Annotated in this window: 12 protein-coding genes; 4 read left to right on the top strand and 8 right to left on the bottom strand. The window is 64.6% G+C overall.

The features are described from left to right. Nucleotides 1–27: 27 nt before the first annotated feature. The 5 genes from D619_RS0110885 to D619_RS0110865 form a co-directional block, all read right to left on the bottom strand. A complete protein-coding gene (locus D619_RS0110885; RefSeq protein ID WP_193743300.1) occupies nucleotides 28–1,032 on the bottom strand; it encodes a dihydrodipicolinate synthase family protein in 1,005 nt (334 codons plus the stop codon). Nucleotides 1,033–1,153: 121 nt separating this feature from the next. Next, nucleotides 1,154–2,128: a hypothetical protein gene (locus tag D619_RS0110880; protein WP_017668622.1), complete on the bottom strand. Its 975-nt coding sequence runs from the start codon at nucleotides 2,126–2,128 to the stop codon at nucleotides 1,154–1,156. Next, nucleotides 2,109–3,761 carry an NAD+ synthase gene (locus D619_RS0110875; RefSeq protein ID WP_017668621.1) on the bottom strand — a complete coding sequence of 551 codons (1,653 nt, stop codon included), beginning with the start codon at nucleotides 3,759–3,761 and terminating at the stop codon, nucleotides 2,109–2,111. The genes D619_RS0110880 and D619_RS0110875 overlap by 20 nt, the downstream gene beginning before the upstream one ends. 28 nt (nucleotides 3,762–3,789) lie before the next feature. Next, nucleotides 3,790–4,905, bottom strand: coding sequence for an L-lactate dehydrogenase (locus tag D619_RS0110870; RefSeq protein WP_017668620.1), 1,116 nt, complete (start codon nucleotides 4,903–4,905; stop codon nucleotides 3,790–3,792). Next, nucleotides 4,902–6,491, bottom strand: coding sequence for an amidohydrolase family protein (locus D619_RS0110865; RefSeq protein WP_017668619.1), 1,590 nt, complete (start codon nucleotides 6,489–6,491; stop codon nucleotides 4,902–4,904). Before D619_RS0110865 ends, D619_RS0110870 begins: the two co-directional genes overlap by 4 nt. A gap of 61 nt (nucleotides 6,492–6,552) precedes the next feature. Here D619_RS0110865 and plsY point away from each other — a divergent pair, with 61 nt between their 5' ends. Both plsY and dprA read left to right on the top strand, forming a co-directional pair. Continuing rightward, nucleotides 6,553–7,137 carry a glycerol-3-phosphate 1-O-acyltransferase PlsY gene (gene plsY, locus D619_RS0110860; protein ID WP_017668618.1) on the top strand — a complete coding sequence of 195 codons (585 nt, stop codon included), beginning with the start codon at nucleotides 6,553–6,555 and terminating at the stop codon, nucleotides 7,135–7,137. Next, nucleotides 7,134–8,231 carry a DNA-processing protein DprA gene (gene dprA / locus D619_RS0110855; protein ID WP_017668617.1) on the top strand — a complete coding sequence of 366 codons (1,098 nt, stop codon included), beginning with the start codon at nucleotides 7,134–7,136 and terminating at the stop codon, nucleotides 8,229–8,231. The genes plsY and dprA overlap by 4 nt, the downstream gene beginning before the upstream one ends. A 44-nt stretch (nucleotides 8,232–8,275) precedes the next feature. Here the strand turns inward: dprA and D619_RS0110850 are convergent, their stop codons facing one another. Continuing rightward, nucleotides 8,276–10,861 carry an AAA family ATPase gene (locus tag D619_RS0110850; RefSeq protein WP_193743299.1) on the bottom strand — a complete coding sequence of 862 codons (2,586 nt, stop codon included), beginning with the start codon at nucleotides 10,859–10,861 and terminating at the stop codon, nucleotides 8,276–8,278. A gap of 392 nt (nucleotides 10,862–11,253) precedes the next feature. On the opposite strand from D619_RS0110850, the gene topA reads away from it, so the two are divergent. Beyond that, nucleotides 11,254–13,818 carry a type I DNA topoisomerase gene (topA, locus tag D619_RS0110845; protein WP_017668615.1) on the top strand — a complete coding sequence of 855 codons (2,565 nt, stop codon included), beginning with the start codon at nucleotides 11,254–11,256 and terminating at the stop codon, nucleotides 13,816–13,818. Nucleotides 13,819–14,058: 240 nt separating this feature from the next. Here topA and hslU read toward each other — a convergent pair whose 3' ends face one another. Continuing rightward, the gene (gene hslU, locus D619_RS0110835) at nucleotides 14,059–15,357 is read right to left on the bottom strand and encodes an ATP-dependent protease ATPase subunit HslU (RefSeq protein WP_017668613.1); all 1,299 of its coding nucleotides are present in this window, start codon (nucleotides 15,355–15,357) and stop codon (nucleotides 14,059–14,061) included. After that, nucleotides 15,354–15,902, bottom strand: coding sequence for an ATP-dependent protease subunit HslV (gene hslV, locus D619_RS0110830; RefSeq protein WP_017668612.1), 549 nt, complete (start codon nucleotides 15,900–15,902; stop codon nucleotides 15,354–15,356). The genes hslU and hslV overlap by 4 nt, the downstream gene beginning before the upstream one ends. A 123-nt stretch (nucleotides 15,903–16,025) precedes the next feature. Here hslV and D619_RS0110825 point away from each other — a divergent pair, with 123 nt between their 5' ends. Beyond that, on the top strand, nucleotides 16,026–17,270 hold the full coding sequence (locus D619_RS0110825; RefSeq protein WP_193743298.1) for a hypothetical protein: 1,245 nt from the start codon (nucleotides 16,026–16,028) through the stop codon (nucleotides 17,268–17,270). The last annotated feature ends 26 nt before the right edge of the window (nucleotides 17,271–17,296 follow it).

Genomic DNA, 17,296 nt, shown 5'->3' with positions numbered 1-17,296 from the left:
GATGGATGATGCGCGCGGTGTTGACCGTCAGGCCGCCGGCATCTGCATCACCTTGTCGAGCCCCGCCTTCAGGCTGGCCTTCTGCGCGTCGGTCAGCTGCGGATAGGGGGTGCGCGCATACATCATCGGGCCGCCCATGCGCAGCGACAGGACGTACTTCATCGCCGCATAGGTGTTGGCGCCCATGTGGTGATCACGCATCATCGCCCCGGCGGCGCGCAGATGGTTCAGCTTGGCCTTCCAGTCGCCCTTGGCGCGGTAGGTCTTGAAGATGTCGGCGCTCTTGTCGCTGAACATGTTGCCGTCGGCCAGGATGGCACCCATGCCGGCTTCAACGGCCGGGATCAGGTTGTTCGACGTGCCGCAGCGCATGTTGAGTTCCGGGAAGCCCTTGAGGAATTCGGCAAAGCCTTCGGCGTTGCCCGATGAATCCTTGATGCCGGCCAGGTGCGGATATTTCATCATGGCCTTCAGCAGCTCGATGGTGATCGCCACCTCTGACGTACCGGGGATATGGTAGAGGTTGATCGGGATCGACACAGCTTCGAACAGCTGGGTGTAATAGTGGATCAGGCCTTCGGTGGGCGGCTGGTTGAAATAGAAGGGCGGGATCACCAGCAGGCCATCGGCGCCCACGGACTGGGCGTGCTTCGCCAGATCGATGGTCTCGACGATGTTGGGCGTGCCGGGGCCGACCATGATGTTCATGTTGCCCTTGTGCTTCATGGCGGTTTCGGTGACGAGCTTGCGTTCCGCCACCGAGAAGCTGGGGAACTCACCCGAAGTGCCGAGCACGACCACGCCATCGGCGCCGCACTTCTGGTGCCATTCCATCACCGCTTTCATGGCGCCGGGATCGAACATGCCCCTGGCATCGCAAGGCGTGACCGTGGCCACCCAATAGGCGACCTTTTCCTTGGAGCCCAGCCGGCGCGCGCCCATCTGCGCGGCGGCCGGTGCGGCCGCACCCAAGGCACCGATGGCGGCGGCGCTGGCAGCCAGACCAAGCGTGTCTCTGCGGTTCATGTCCATGTTCGCTTCCTCCCCATTTGGCCCAGATTTGCGGGCCTTTTGCTGCATCATTGCGCTGCTGGGGCCGTGCGGCAAGAATTTTGCGCGCAATTTGATCTGACCAAGTGGAAATGCGAGGGTTTCAGCAGTGCAGATCAAAACTGCCGCGGCCCGGCGTGCCGACATCGCGGCGCCAGGTGATGCTGGCACAGCCATCCAGCACATCACGGCCCAGTTTCAGGATCGGCCAGCCGCTCTGGCGGCCGCGGCTGGCCGTCACCATCGCCCCTTCGCTATCATCGGCATCGGGCGGCAGATCGGCACGCCCGGCCCAATCGAACAGCCGCACATCCACCTTGGCCAGCATGATGCCGGCAACCGGCAATGGCCTCGCCAGCACCAGCGTGCGCACCGGTCGGGCCACGCCAAACCCGATGGCCACCCGCCGTACCGCGCCGGTCAGCTTGCCGTCGCCCGCTGCGGCCAGCCGGCTGGCCGCAGACACGCTGGCCACGCTGGCGGGGCGCAGCTGGTGCAGTTCCACCTCGATGGGCGGCTGGCCCGGGAGCGGCCATTCAAACGTCAGGCTGCTGCTGCGATCGCTGGTGCCGGCGTTGACTCCGGTCAGCCGGTCCCGCGCTGTGGCCGCTCGATAGACCAGCTGCACCTCGTCATGCGGCAGCAGCGGCAGGCCGATCACGCCGTCGCTGCCAGGGGCCTGGCCGGCTGGCGGAGCCACCGGGGTCAACACCGGCACCGTCAATGACCGCCCGGCGATGGCCAGCAATTCGCGGCTGAACGGCACGGCCACGTGGGTCTGCCCCACCGAAACCCGGAAGCGGCCGCGGCTTACCTCCTGCCCGCCGGCGCGGCTGTTGCTGGCCAGCTGCAGGCGCGCAGCGGCCTCGGGGCTGACCAGCACCATCGGGTCGCCGCCCCAGTCCACTGTCAGCCGTACAGGCTGTCCGGCAATCTGCGCGTCGATCACGGGTGCTGCGGCCGGCAGCACCAGCGGCGGCAATGGCGGCGGAGGCGGCACTCTGGGCTTGCGCGCCGCCAGCGCCGGCGTGGCCGCCAGCAGCAGTGCCGCCAGCAGTTCAGGCCGTGCGAAACGCATTGCTGATCGGATAGCGGCGGTCCCGGCCGAAATTGCGGCGGCCGATCTTCACGCCGGGCGGCGCCTGCCGGCGCTTGTATTCGGCGATATACAGCAGCCGTTCGATGCGGGCGACGGTGGCGGCATCCAACCCTTCGGCCACCAGATCACTGGCCGATCGTTCCTGCTCCACCAGGCCGTAGAGGATGCGATCGAGCAGATCATAGGGCGGCAGACTGTCTTCGTCCTTCTGGTTCTCGCGCAGTTCGGCGGTGGGCGGCTTGGTGATGACGCGTACCGGCATCACCGGGCCGGCGGGGCCGATCGACAGCCGCGGCGTGTTGGCGTTGCGCCATTCCGACACGCGAAACACGGTCGTCTTGTACAGGTCCTTCAGCACCGAATAGCCGCCGGCCATGTCGCCATAGATGGTGGCATAGCCGACGCTCATCTCGCTCTTGTTGCCGGTGGTGAGCAGCATCGGGCCGAACTTGTTCGAAAGGCCCATCAGGGTAAGGCCACGGATGCGCGACTGGATATTTTCTTCGGCAATGTCGCGCTGGCGGCCGTCGAACAGTGGCGCCAGCATCGTGTCGAACGCTGTCATCGCCGGTTCGATGCGCACCGTGTCGAGCCGGCAGCCCAGCATCGCTGCGCATTGCGCCGCATCGTCCAGGCTCTCGTTGCTGGTGAACGGGCTGGGCATCATCACGCACCACACGCGATCAGCGCCCAGTGCGTCGACCGCGACGGCCGCCGACAGCGCCGAATCAATCCCGCCCGACAGGCCGAGCACCACGCCGGGGAAGCGATTGCGGTTCACATAATCGCGCAGGCCCACCAGCATCGCGTGATAGATGGCGGCCAGTTCGTCATCGGCCGCGGTGATTTCACCCGGCGTGCAGTGCCAGCCTTGCGGCCCGCGCTGCCAATGTGTCAGCCGCACTTCATCGTCCCACATCGGCAGTTGGTGGGCCAGGGTGCGTGTCGCATTCAACACGAACGACGCGCCATCGAACACAAGTTCATCCTGCCCGCCGGCGCGGTTGAGATAGGCCAAGGGCAAGCCGGTTTCGACCACGCGCGCCACCGCCACGTTGAGGCGAATATCGTCCTTGCCCAGCTCGAACGGGCTGCCGTTGGGGGCAATCAGCAACTCGGCGCCGGTTTCGGCCAGGCACTCGCACACTTCGGGCGACCAGATATCCTCGCAGATCGGCACGCCCAGCCGCACGCCGCGAAACACCAGCGGGCCGGGCAGCGGCCCGGCGGCAAACACCCGCTTTTCATCGAACGTGCCATAATTGGGGAGATCATGCTTGCGGGTGATCCCGGCGATGCGGCCGCCATCCAGCATTGCCATCACGTTGTAGACATGGCCTTCTTCGGCCCACGGCGCGCCGACCAGCAGCGCCGGGCCGCTTGTCGCCGTGGCTGCCGCCAGCCGCTCGACCTGCTGCCGCGCGGCCGCGACAAAGGCTGGTTTCAGCACCAGATCTTCCGGCGGATAGCCGACCACCGACAATTCGGGCGTCACCAGCAGATCGGCCCCCGCCGCCTTGGCACGGGCGGCCAATATGGCGTCGGCATTGCCGGCAAGATCGCCGACGCTGGCGCTCAACTGGGCAAAGGCGATGGTCAACCGGTCGGTCATATCGGGCGCGATACAGCGGATTTGGCCATCAGGCCAGCCGGGTGCGACCAGTGAGCGCCATTGCGGTTTCCAGCTCGGCGCGGATCAGCTGCAGCACATGCGCCACCCCGGCCTGCCCGCCGGCGCCCAGCCCCCACACCCAGGGCCGGCCGATCATCACCGCCGCCGCACCCAGCATGTGATAGCGCAGCACATCCAATCCGGAACGCACGCCGCCATCGGCGAGCACGGGAATGCAGCCGCCCAGCCGGTCCATGATCGCCGGCAGGGCGCGCACCGCCGATATCGCGCCATCCAGCTGCCGGCCGCCGTGATTGGACACCACGATGGCATCGGCGCCGTGCTGCACCGCCAGCGCGGCATCATCGGGGTGCAGGATCCCCTTCACGATCAGCGGCCCCGGCCACAGCGATCGCACCCAGGCAAACCGGTCCCAATCGGCGCTGGCATCAAAATTGCGCGCCAGCCAGCCCAGATAGTCCGACAGCGGCGCGGTTGCCCCCACCAGCCGGGTGAGATTGCCCATCGCCACCGGCCCGCCAAACAGCCCCACATCCACCGCCCAGCGCGGCCGCGCCGCCACCTGGGCCGCGCGGTGCAGTGTGCCAGCGAGGCCCGGCGCGCCGGTGAGGCTGGAGCGCACATCGCGATAGCGCGCGCCGGGGGTGGGCAGATCCACCGTCAGCATCAGCGCCGGGCAGCCCTGCGCTTTCGCTTCGGCGATCATCGCCGCGTTCGCGCCCTTGTCCCTGGTCAGATAAAGCTGGAACCACGGCGCCGCGCCGCCGCCCGTCGTCACTTCTGCCAGGCTGCATATCGACACGGTGGACAGCGCCATCGCCACCCCCGCTTCCCGCGCCGCGCGCCACGCCTGCACTTCGCCGCGCCTTGCGTGCAGCCCCGCCAGCCCGACCGGCGCGAGAATCACCGGCATTGCCAGCGTCTGCCCCAGCAATTTCACCCGCGTCTCGACGCGCGACACATCCACCAGCACCCGCTGATCCAGCTGCACTGCTGCCAGATCGCCGACATTCGCCGCCAGCGTCTGCTCGGCATAGCTGCCGCCATCGGTGTAATCGAACAGGAACCGCGGCACCCGCCGCCGGGACGCTGCCCGGTAATCGGCGATGCTGGCCAGCTTCACGGCTTCGCCTTCGCCGCCGCCACTTGGTCCTCCACGCTCTTCAGCAGCGCCGGCACGTCGTGCACGATGCCATCGCGGATGGTCCAGCGGATGCCGCCCTTCACTACCGTCTTCTGCGTCGCTTCATCCAGCCGGGCAAAGCCGGTGCCATAGAGCGTCTTCAGATTATGCAGCGGGTTTTCCGGCACCACGATCAGATCAGCGCGCATGCCCACCCGCACCAAGCCGAAATCCGGCTCGTGGCCCTTGGGCTCCTCCAGCGTGCGGGCGCCGTTGATGGTGGCAGACTGGATCACCTCCAGTGGCGCAAAGCCGGCCTCGCGCAGCAGTTCCAGCTCCAGGATGTAACCGAAACCCCACGTCTGCCAGATGAAACCCGGGTCGCTGCCGGTCGTCACCCGGCCGCCCATATTCTTGTAATCATTCACCAATTGCATGTAGCGCGTGTAGAAGCGCCGCCATTCATATTCGCGCTCGCTGGTCCAGTCGAAGAAATAGCTGCCGTGGTTGTCGCGGTTGCTCTCGAAGAAGCCGGTCAGGCTCGGCAGCGTGTAGCGATCGTGCCATTCGGCCCGCTTGGCGCGCATCAGATCGCGGCTGGCGCTGTAGATGTTGAAGGTGGGATCGAAAACCACGCCGGCGGCCTTCTGCGCCTTCAGATACTCCACCCACTCCGGCCCGCCGGGTTCGTGGATCTGGTTCCAGATCTCGGCGATGCCGCCAAAACGCTTCTGCTCATCGTTGAAGTTGTAATCGGCCGGCGTGTCCTGCACGCGGCGATCCTTCAGAAGGCTTTCAAAATGCCCGTAAAAATGGGTGATGGTGCCCAGGCCGGCGGCGGCGGCATCGCGGGCGTTGAACTCGGCGATGTTGGGCTGGCTGAGGTGCGCGACCGTGCCCAGGCCCAGTTTCTTCGCCTCGGCAATGGCGGCACGGTCGATCTCCGGAGTCTCGTCGCCGCGGTTGAAGAACTTGATGCCGTCGATGCCCGCGCTCGCCGCCCAGCGCACCCACTCGCGCGCCTTTTCCGGCGTCGTCACGCGCCCGCCCTTCCAGCCGGCGTTGGCGCCACTACCAAGTGTCTGATAAACATAAAGCCTTGGTGCGATGATCTCGCCCGCCGCGGCCCGCTTGCGCTCATCAAAGGCGCGCGAAACGTCGCCGCCAAAGAAGGACACGCCGCGCACCGTCGTCACCCCGTGCGCCAGCCACAGCCGCCAGGCGTAGCTGGGGTCGTCCATCTTGTCGGGATCGCCGTTGTGGCCGTGCATGTCCACGAAACCGGGCAGGACATACATGCCGGTGGCGTCGATCTCGCGGGTGGGGTTCTGCGGCGGGCGATTGGCCTTCATCGGCAGGCCGGGGGTGCCAGCAGGGCGGATATCGGTGATTTTTCCGCTACTTATGATGATATCGGCTGGCCCCTGCGGCGGGCCACCGTTGCCGGTGATGATGGTGGCGCCCCGGATCACCAGCGTTTCATACGGTCCAGCGGCCAGCGCGGTGTCGCGCGGCGGGGTGGGCTTCATCTGGGCGCTTGCGGTGCTGGCCAGCAGTCCCAGCGCGATGGCGATCAACGTTTTCATGCACTTCCCCCTCTTGGCGTGAAGCATAGACGCAGCCCGGCCCGCCCGCTAGGCTGCTGCTATGGACTGGATTCCTCTCGCCATCGGCTATTTCCTCGGCTCGATCCCGTTCGGGCTCCTGCTCACCCGGATGATCGGCATCGATATCCGGCAAGTGGGCAGCGGCAACATCGGCACCACCAATGTCTTGCGCACCGGAAACAAGGGCTTGGCGGCGGCCACTTTGCTGCTGGACGCTGGCAAAGGGGTGGCGGCGGTGGCCATCGGGCGGTGGCTGGGTGGCGAAGTGGGGGCGGTCGTGTCCGGCACAGCGGCTTTCGTGGGCCATTGTTTTCCTATTTGGCTCAAATTTCGTGGAGGAAAGGGCGTCGCGACGATTTTGGGGGTGACTCTGGCCGCTGCCCCGCTCGCCGGCGTCATCGCGCTGGCAACCTGGCTCGGCGGCGCACTGGCCACGCGCTATTCAAGTGTGGGCGGCATGCTCGCCGCCATCGCCTGCCCGATCGCCGTCTGGTTCCTCACCGGCAATCTCGGCTGGGCCACGCACCTGGCCGCGCTGGCGGCGCTGCTGATCTTCCAGCACCGCGATAACCTCAGCCGCCTCGCCGCCGGCACCGAATCGAAAATCGGGCAAAAGGCCAAATGAGCCTGCCGTCGGATGCAGTCGCCCGGCTGCGCTTGATCCGCACCGATTCGATTGGCCCGGTCACCTATCGCCAGCTCATCGCACGCTTTGGCGATGCCGAAACCGCGCTGAAGGCGCTGCCCGATCTCGCCCGGCGCGGCAATCGCAGCCTCGCGCTGCACCCCGAATCCGAAGCCCTCGCCGAACTCGAAACCGCCGCCACTTTGGGCGCGGATCTGCTCTTCCTCGGCACCCCGGATTATCCCGCGCTGCTGGCCGGCACCGAAACCGCCCCGCCCGTGCTCTATGCCCGGGGAGACCTCGCCCTGCTCGATCGGCCCGCGGTGGCCATCGTCGGCGCCCGCAACGCCAGCGCGGCGGGCACGCGCTTTGCCCGGCAACTGGCGATGGATCTGGCAGAGGCGGATTATGTCGTCGTTTCCGGCCTGGCGCGCGGCATCGATGCGGCGGCGCACGCGGCGGCGCTGGATCGCGGCACCATCGCGGTGGTCGCCGGCGGGGTGGACGTGCCCTATCCGCCCGATCACGCCGATCTGATGGCGCGCATCGCCGATCAAGGCCTGGTGATCGCCGAACAGCCGCCGGGGGTCGAGCCGCAGGCCCGCCATTTCCCGCGCCGCAACCGCATCATCGCGGGGCTTTCGGCCGGCACCATCGTGGTGGAAGGCGCGCCCAAATCGGGCAGCCTGATCACGGCGCGCATCGCGGCCGATCTGGGGCGGGAGGTGATGGCCGTGCCCGGCTCCCCGCTCGATCCGCGCGCGCAGGGCTGCAACCTGCTCATCCGCGAAGGCGCCACGCTGATCCAGACGGCGGCCGACGTGCTGGAGGCGCTCTCCACCCTCTCCGGCCAGCCCGCGCTGCCCCTGAACGTCGCCGAGCCGCTCCCGCTGCCAGACTTCGGCCCCGCCCTCACCCCCGATCCGGCGGCCCGCGCGGCGCTTCTCGCCCTGCTCTCCCCCACGGCCGTGCCCATCGACGATCTCATCCGCCTCACCAGGCTGCCGCCTGCGCAAGTGGCGAGCGTGCTGCTGGACCTGGAACTGGAAGGCGCGCTGGTGCGCCACGCCGGTGCGCGGGTGGCGTTGGGGTGAGGGGGTGTTTTCGGCTAGATAGCGCCAGAGTAATCACTGGTAGTCTAGCCTATAGTCGCCATGGGTGGTCCTGATGCCATATCTTTGCGGCGCTTGTCGGCGGCGTTATTTGTCTTTGCCTTGATTACCCTGAACGCGATCAGCTCATCCCGGTCGGCCTTCATCTGATCCTTTGACGGCGTCTCGATTTGACGGCCCGCCGCTTGATCGTGGCCCGAGAACTCTGAAGCGCGTTTCATGGCGCGATAGACCGACATGAAGTCATCGTCGGTCACTTCCACGCCAGCAAGCCGCAACGTGCCGACATCTGATCCAAAACGCCGCACAACATCGTTCAAGACTAATTCTTCCACTGCGCGTTCCCAAGTTTCACGGAGAGCAGCGTAGAAGGCGGTGCAGCGGCGGCGATACTCCTCGCTCGTCGTTACTAAATCATCCGGGATGGCGTCGATCATGGCTTTGAGGGTCAGTTCACGATCCTTGACTTTGCGCGCTACCCAAGGCTCGTCGCCTACTGAGACCACACCAAACTCACCAGGCCCACCCTGTTGGATCAAACATGGCAGAGCAGCCACAGGATTTGCTCTGTCGATACATGCCAGCATCAGTTCATGGTAAAAAACCAAGTTGTGAGTAAAAATGATTATCTGCCGGCCCTTGGCCGCCTCGTCGATCAAGCGGCGTGCTACACGACGAACCCGGCCATGATCTAGGCTGGTGACGGGATCATCAAGTATGATTCCTGAACGCTTTCCCGCCACGTGTGTTTCAGCAAGGAAGCAGGCGAGACTTAAGGCGCGCTGTTCACCCTCGCTCAAGACCCGCGATTTTTTCGCTTTTCTATCCGTCGCCAGTTCGACTTCGAAGAAGCTCACCCCTTTTTCGCTTTCGTCGCAAAACTTCAAGGGAATGTGTGTAAGGGCGAAGCCGGCAATTTCAGCTTCGATTCTCGCTTTCAGATCTGGCGATGTCAGCTCCTTCCGTAACGACGAGATGAGGCGCGATAGCGGACCCGTATTGAGTGCCGCTTCACATTCCTTGTAGCGGAGAGTCGCAAAAAGGGCGCGTCGTCTCACGATTGCTTCGTCGAGCTGTGCGTGAAACTGCCTTTGCGCGCTCAATTCGGCGATCCGGGCCGCGATCCTAACTGTCTGATCGTCCCCAGAGCGAAGCGCGGCAGCCTGCGTGGTTAGCATTGCGCTAAAGTTGCGTAACCCTTCGATTGGCGACGCAGGCAATGGGGACAATGGTTGCAGGCGACCCGCTTCCAGATATTGGACCTGTTTGTCGCGTCGAGCCTGTAGCTCAGCGCTAAACGCGACGGCTTGTTGTACGAGCAATGCGGCTTCTGGACCGTAAGTTGCCGTCTCGCCAAGCAAGGCAGTCAGTTCCGATTGGTTCTTGAAAGTCAGATCGCGCAATGCCGCAACGCGGCTTTGGATAGCCTTATGCGCGGCATCTTCCTCCTGAGCCGCCCGTCCTTCCACATACGAATCGAAAGCAGCGAGCCGCTTCGCAGCATCTGCACTCAAGCCTTGCTGGCAGAGCGGGCACGGATCGCCTGCTTCGAATGGCTCACCCGCTTGTCTTACGCCCGCTTCAGCCGCGAAGTGTCTGGCCCACTGAAACAATGCCTTCCATGAATCCGATCCCGTAGCCGAAATCGGTTGTGACCCAATCTGCTCGGCACGCAACGTGTCGGCAATTCGCCTTTTCTCCTCATGTGTCTGAATGGCAACTGCGTCTAGGCCGATCATCATGTCAGCTAGAGGCGGCGCGCTGCGGCTTAAGTCGTCGACCACCGAAGTGCAAGCAGCGGCAATGCGATCAAACTGGCTAGCCACTGCTGCCGGGCCTTGAACGACTTGCTCTCTCAAGCGCCCTAACTCGGCTTCAAGCTCTTGCGTCCAAACGGCGGCAGTCCGCAATTCTTCCTCTGTAGGCAGTTTGCTTTCAGGCGTTCCGATCTGAAGACGTGCACTCAGTTGAGCAGCTGTTGTGCCCTGTTGATAATGCGCTCCAAAATTCGCACCATATTGCTGTGTATTTGCATCGATCCAAGTTCGATATTGAGCGGCCGCCGCTCTATACAGGTCAGCGAGCCGACCAACACATGCCACCTCGGGTGGCAAATAAAGAATCTCATTTTTGCTCTCAACATAGACGCGCAGGTTATCGGTATCGAGCAACGTGATTCCTGCCAGCGGGTTAGGCTTCACTTCGCCTTCAGCCCAGGTTTCGGATAGCGGCGCGTTTGCGCCTTGCTGGTAGGTATAGGTAATTGATTTGGCTGGCTCCGTGCCGTCAGCAAACACGTCGCATTGCAACTCGGGCTCTTTTCTTGCGCTGCACAATTGTCGTAGCGCGCGGGTGTATCCGCTCTTTCCTGACCCATTTTCGCCAAAGATCACGGTCACGCCATCGATAGCGAAGTTCAGGACTTGGTCGGGAACCAAGCGATCTAGCCCTTTCAAAGGGCCAACCGATCGCAGGATTACGTCGTCTGGGCTATTCGCCAGCGTAACGACCGAGCTCTCGTCGAACACCAGGAACGGGTGGGAACCCTCAACCGTCAACCCGTGTACGAGCGCGATACGATTAACTAGCGCGCCGACGTCATTGGTCGTCACTGTGGAGGAGGTCGCAACGCGCTGCATCGCATCCACCGCCCAAGGCGGCTGTCCTGCGCACCAATCTGCCAGTCTTCCCACTACCACTCCAATCCGGAACTGCCCAAATGTCAGCTTTTAGTCCCCGGGGGTATAAAATTTCCCGCAGAACGAATCCAAGCGACGATGATATGTTACCTATACGCAGATGCAAGCTGCCTACAGGAAAGCCCGTGTTATTTCTGCTCTTTTGCTATGCATTTCCGGCCGATTGAGCAGCAGTAATTACTGTGTCCGCGCAGGCTGCTCGCGTCCCAATTGTTGAAGGTGCCGGTGTAACACCCTGCGTCCCCTCACCCCTTGACGCCCCTCGCTCCGGCCCCCCACCCTCGCGCGTACACGTGAGGACCAATATGCAGCTTGTCATCGTTGAATCGCCGGCCAAGGCGAAGACCATCAATAAATATCTGGGCAGTGAGTATGAGGTGCTCGCCAGTTTCGGGCATGTGCGCGATCTGCCGGCCCGCGATGGATCGGTCGACCCAGGCCAGGATTTCGCCATGGAGTGGGAGGTTTCGGCCGATCGCGCCAAGCAGCTGAAGGCGATTTCGGACGCGGCCAAGCGCAGCACCCAGGTCATCCTGGCCACCGACCCTGATCGCGAGGGCGAGGCGATTTCGTGGCACCTGCTGGAAGTGTTGAAGGCCAAGAAGGCGTTGCCGCCCGGCGGCGCGCGGCGGGTGACGTTCAATGAAATCACCAAGACGGCCGTGACGCGCGCCATGCAGGCGCCGCGCGATCTGGATCAGCCGCTGATCGATGCCTATCTGGCGCGCCGCGCGCTGGATTATCTGGTGGGCTTCACGCTTTCCCCGGTGCTGTGGCGCAAACTGCCCGGCGCGAAGAGCGCGGGCCGCGTGCAATCGGTCGCGCTGCGCCTGGTGGTGGAGCGCGAGCGCGAGATCGAAGCGCACGTGGCGCGCGAATATTGGCGCGTCGATGCCGAGATGATTGCGCCCAACGGCGCCACCTTCAAGGCGCGGCTGGCGGTGCTGGGCGGCAAGAAACTGGGCCAGTTTGATCTGACCAATGCTGCAGCCAATGCTGCGCGGGAAGCCATTGAGAAGAATGGATTTACCGTGCGGACGGTGGAGACCAAACCGGTGAGCCGCAACCCGGCGCCGCCGTTCACCACATCGACCCTGCAACAGGAGGCATCGCGCCGGCTGGGCTTCAACGCCAGCCACACCATGCGGGTGGCGCAGAACCTGTATGAAGATGGCCACATCACCTATATGCGGACCGACGGCGTGCAGATCGCCGGCGAAGCCATGAATGCTGTTCGTGATCTGATCGCGCGCGACTACGGGGCAAAGCCCGAGGTGCTGCCGGAAAAGCCGCGTTTCTATGCCACCAAGGCGAAGAACGCCCAGGAAGCCCACGAAGCCATTCGCCCGACGGATTTCTCGCGCCGACCCGGCCGCGCCGATTCGGATGCGGAGCGGCTCTATGCGCTGATCTGGAACCGCACGGTGGCCAGCCAGATGGCGAGCGCCAAGCTGGAGCGCACCACGGTAGAATTGTTCGATGATGATGGCCGCCACGGTTTGAAGGCCACCGGCCAGGTGGTGATCACGCCGGGGTTTTTGACGCTCTATACCGAAGGCCGCGATGAACCGGCGGAAGACGATGACGATGGTGCCCGCCTGCCACGGCTGGCCGGCGGCGATCGCTGCGCGTCCAAAACGGTGGAGGCGATCCAGAGCTTTACCGAGCCGCCCGCGCGCTTTTCGGAAGCGACGCTGGTGAAGAAGCTGGAGGAGCTCGGCATCGGGCGGCCCTCCACCTATGCCAGCACGCTGCAGACGCTGCGCGACCGGGCCTATGTGCGGGTGGAGAAGAACCGGTTTTTCGCCGAGGAAAAGGGCCGGCTGGTGACGGCGTTCCTGGAGCGGTTCTTCACGCGATACGTGGAGTATGATTTCACCGCGGGCCTGGAAAACCAGCTGGATGATGTGTCGGCCGGCGATGCCAGCTACCTGGAATTGCTGCGGTCGTTCTGGGCGGATTTCCAGCCGAAAACCGCCGAGATCATGGAGCAGCGGCCTTCGGACGTGACCGCCGCGCTGGACGAATATCTGGCGCCGTTCCTGTTTCCCGACAAGGGCGACGGGGTGGATCCGCGCCTGTGCCCGAAGTGTGCGGCGGGGCGGCTGAGCCTGAAGACCGGGCGGTTCGGGGCGTTTGTGGCGTGCTCCAACTATCCGGAATGCAAATATACGCGGCCGTTTGCCAGTGAAGGCGGGGCGAACGATGGACCGCTGGAACTGGGCAATGATCCGGACACGAACGAGCCGATCAGCGTGCGCACCGGCCGCTTTGGCCGCTTCGTGCAGCGCGGCGAAGGCGAGAAGCCGGCCCGGGCCTCCATCCCCAAGGACGTGAGCATCACCGGGCCGGAAGACATCGAGTGGGCGATCAAGCTGCTCAACCTGCCGCGCACCATCGGCCCCCACCCGGAAACCGGTGAGCCGATCACGGCGAGCATCGGCCGCTATGGGCCGTATCTGGCGCACAACGGTGCCTATGGCCGCCTGTCGAGCACGGCCGAAGTGTTTGAAACCGGCATGAACGCCGCCGTGGTGAAACTGGCCGAAGCCGCCGCCGCGAAAGCCAACGGCGGCCGGCCCCAGCGCGGCGCAGCAACCGCGCTGGCCGAACTGGGCGCGCATCCGGAATCAGGCGCGAACGTGCGCGTGCTGGCCGGGCGCTATGGGCCGTATGTGAGCGACGGTACCACCAACGCCACCCTGCCCAAGGGTGCGGAACCGACCGCAGTGACGCTGGACGAAGCCGTGGCCCTGCTGGCCGCGCGCGCAGCCGCAGCGCCGGCCAAGAAGGGCAGGAAGGCCCCGGCGAAGAAGGCAGCAGCCAAGAAGCCAGCGGCAAAGAAGAAGGCTGCGCCTAAGAAGAAGTAAGCGGGCCTCCGGCGGGCAGGGGCTGAGCCCCTGCACCCGCTTTCGATTTTGGACGGCTCCTGTTCAAATTGGGTCGTCATGCTGGCGCAGGCCAGCATCCACGGTGGTGCCGGGATTTCGGCTCTTGCGCGCGACGACACGATGGATGCTGGCCTGCGCCAGCATGACAAGTGTTGTTGGTTGGGGGACGCCCGAAAACAAACGGGTGCAGGGTCTGCGACCCTGCCCGCCGGAGGCCCCTTACAGGATATACTTCGACAAATCGCGATTCCCCGCGATGTCGCCCAGCTCCTTCGCCACCATCGCCGCGTCCACCGTCACCGTGTCGCCGCCGCGTTCGCTGGCGTCGAAGCTGACGGATTCCAGCAGCTTTTCCATCACCGTGTGCAGGCGGCGGGCGCCGATGTTTTCCACCGTCTCGTTCACCTGGGCGGCGGTGCGGGCGATGGCGTCGATGCCGTCGGGCGTGATCGTCAGCGTCACGCCTTCGGTGGCGAGCAGGGCGGCGTACTGGCGGATCAGGCTGGCATCGGTGTCGGAGAGGATGCGGCGGAAATCTTCTTCGGTCAGGCCCTTCAGTTCGACACGGATCGGCAGGCGGCCTTGCAGTTCGGGCAGCAGGTCGGATGGCTTGGCGACGTGGAAGGCGCCCGAGGCGATGAAGAGGATATGGTCGGTCTTCACCGGGCCGTACTTGGTGGCGACGGTGGTGCCTTCGATCAGGGGGAGCAGGTCGCGCTGCACGCCTTCGCGGGAAACGCTGCCGCCGCGCACGTCGGAGACGGCGATCTTGTCCACCTCGTCCAGGAACACGATGCCCTGGCTTTCCGCATTGCGCACGGCTTCGCGCTGGATTTCCTCGTCATCGAGGCGCTTGTCGGATTCTTCAGCCAGCAGCGCCTCCCAGGCTTCACCCACCTTCAGCTTGCGGCGCTTCGTGCGGCCGCCCATCGCCTTGGCCATCATGTCGGACAGGTTGATCATGCCAACCTGGCCGGGCTGCATGCCGGGCATTTCGAAGCTGGGCGGCGCGTCGGCCACTTCGATCTCCACCTCGCGGCCTTTCAGATCGCCGGCTTCGAAACGCTGGCGGAAGGCGAGGCGCGTGGCTTCGCTGGCATCCTTGCCCACCAGCGCATCGAGCAGGCGGGCGAGCGCGGCGTCTTCCGCCTTGTCCTTCACGGCGCTGCGGCGGGCTTCGCGGACGAGGCGGATCGATTCCTCCACCAGGTCGCGGATGATCGAATCGACGTCGCGGCCGACGTAGCCGACTTCGGTGAACTTGGTGGCTTCCACCTTGATGAAGGGCGCGCCCGCCAGCTTCGCCAGCCGCCGGCTGATCTCGGTCTTGCCGCAGCCGGTGGGGCCGATCATCAATATATTCTTGGGCACCACTTCATCGCGCAGATCGTCGGGCAATTGCTGGCGGCGCCAGCGGTTCCTGAGGGCAACGGCGACGGCGCGCTTGGCATCATCCTGGCCTATGATGTGGCGATCGAGCGCCGCAACGATCTCGCGGGGGGTCAGATCGGCGCTCACAGTTCGATGGCCTCCACGGTCAGTTCCTCGTTGGTGTAAACGCACAGATCGGCCGCAATCTTCATGGCCTTGCGCGCGATGGTTTCGGCGCTGTGATCGGAATCGGCCAGCGCGCGGGCGGCAGCCAGCGCGAAATTGCCGCCCGAGCCAATCGCCGCGATGCCGCCCACCGGTTCCAGCACATCGCCATTGCCGGTGATCACCAGTGTGACGGTTGCGTCTGCGACGATCATCATGGCTTCGAGACGGCGCAAATAGCGGTCCGTCCGCCAATCCTTGGCCAGTTCAACGGCGGCGCGCATCAGCTGGCCGGGGTGGCGTTCCAGCTTGGCTTCCAGCCGTTCGAACAGGGTGAAGGCATCAGCCGTGGCGCCGGCGAACCCGCCAATCACCTCGCCCTTCGGCCCCAGACGGCGCACCTTCCTGGCATTGGGCTTCATCACGGTCTGCCCCATCGTCACCTGGCCGTCGCCGGCTACGACAACCTGCCCGCCCTTGCGGACGGAAACGATGGTGGTGCCGTGAAATTGGGGAAGTTCGCTCATAAGGGAAGGCCTTTCATACGGTCCATGTAGGATGTGGCCGGCTGCGAAAAAAGGGTGCTGCGACACGCGCGACGCCGGTCCTCAAACCGGTTATGGTGGGATACTTCATTCGGGGGAATGATCGTGCTGCATTATCTTGATGTGATGATCGGTTTTGTCTTCACCATGCTGGTGCTCAGCCTGGCGGTGACGGCGATGGTGCAGGCGGTGCCGGTGTATCTGGGCAATCTGAAGGGCGTCTCGCTGCAAAATGGCCTGATCGATCTGGTGCTGCGCATTTCGCATGATCCCGCGACCGGCAAGACGCTGGACGATGGTGCGCGTGGCCTGATTGATCATATCCTGCGTGATCCGCTGCTCTCCCCCCGTCGCGCTGGATTGGTGGTGCTGGCACGCGATGTCTGGGCGTGGCTCTGCAAGCTGGTCGATTCAAGCCATGTGCAGAAGCCGGTTGCCCGTGCGCGCGCCGCCGTGATGCACCGCGAGGAGTTCGTGCGGCTGTTGCTGGATTTTGCGGGAACCCAGAGCGATGATCAGACCAAGGATGAACTGGCGCCGGTGCGCCAGCAGGCGCGCGATCTGATTGGTGTGCAGACGGCAGCCGAGGCACGTGCGCTGTTGGTGAAGGTGCGCGACCGGGTGGCGGCGCTGGAGCTGCAGGAGCCGACATGGTCCAGCAGCCGGCGTTCGGATCAGGCGATGCTGGAAGTGTTTCTGGCGTCTGACCCGGTGAAGCCGTTCATGTCCAAGCTGGTTGGCTGGTATGATCAGACCATCGACCGGGTGGAAGCTGCCTTCACGGCGCGGGTGCGCAACTGGACGACGGGCATCAGTTTCGCGCTGGTGCTCGTGCTGCAGCTGGACAGTTTCGATCTGCTGGCCCGGCTGAATGCCGATAGCGCGTTGCGGGACAAGGTGGTGGCATCGGCGATCAAGGCCGTGGAGGCAGGCGATCCCGCATCGGGAGACGATGCAGCCAAGGCCAAAGCCAAGGCAGAGCAATGCGCGCAAGACCATCTGCTGAGCACACGTGTTGCTGCCGAGAAGGAGGCGGCCGCAATCATCGCCGGCAAAACGGCAAAGGAAGCCGGGCTTGGCGGCTATGCCGATTGCATGGGCCTGTCGCAGGCCACTAAGCTGGGGCTGGTGACCTGGCCCGACAGCCACGAAAAATGGCTGAGCAACTGGCAGCGGGGCTGGGTGCCGTGGGGCCTGCAGGTGACCGGCATGTTCCTGTCGCTTGGCCTGCTCTCTTTGGGCGCACCGTTCTGGTATGAAATGCTGTCCAACCTGATCAAGCTGCGCTCCACCATCGCCCGCAAGGACGAAGCGGCACGGGTGGAGCGGCAGACGACGCAGGCGGGTTAGGGGCGGCGGGCCGACGCATGTCGGCG

Origin of the sequence: Sandarakinorhabdus sp. AAP62 (assembly GCF_000331225.1) — a bacterium.
Lineage (GTDB): Bacteria > Pseudomonadota > Alphaproteobacteria > Sphingomonadales > Sphingomonadaceae > Sandarakinorhabdus.
Note: the sequence above shows the minus strand (reverse complement) of the source record. Positions and strands in the feature narration are given on the sequence as shown.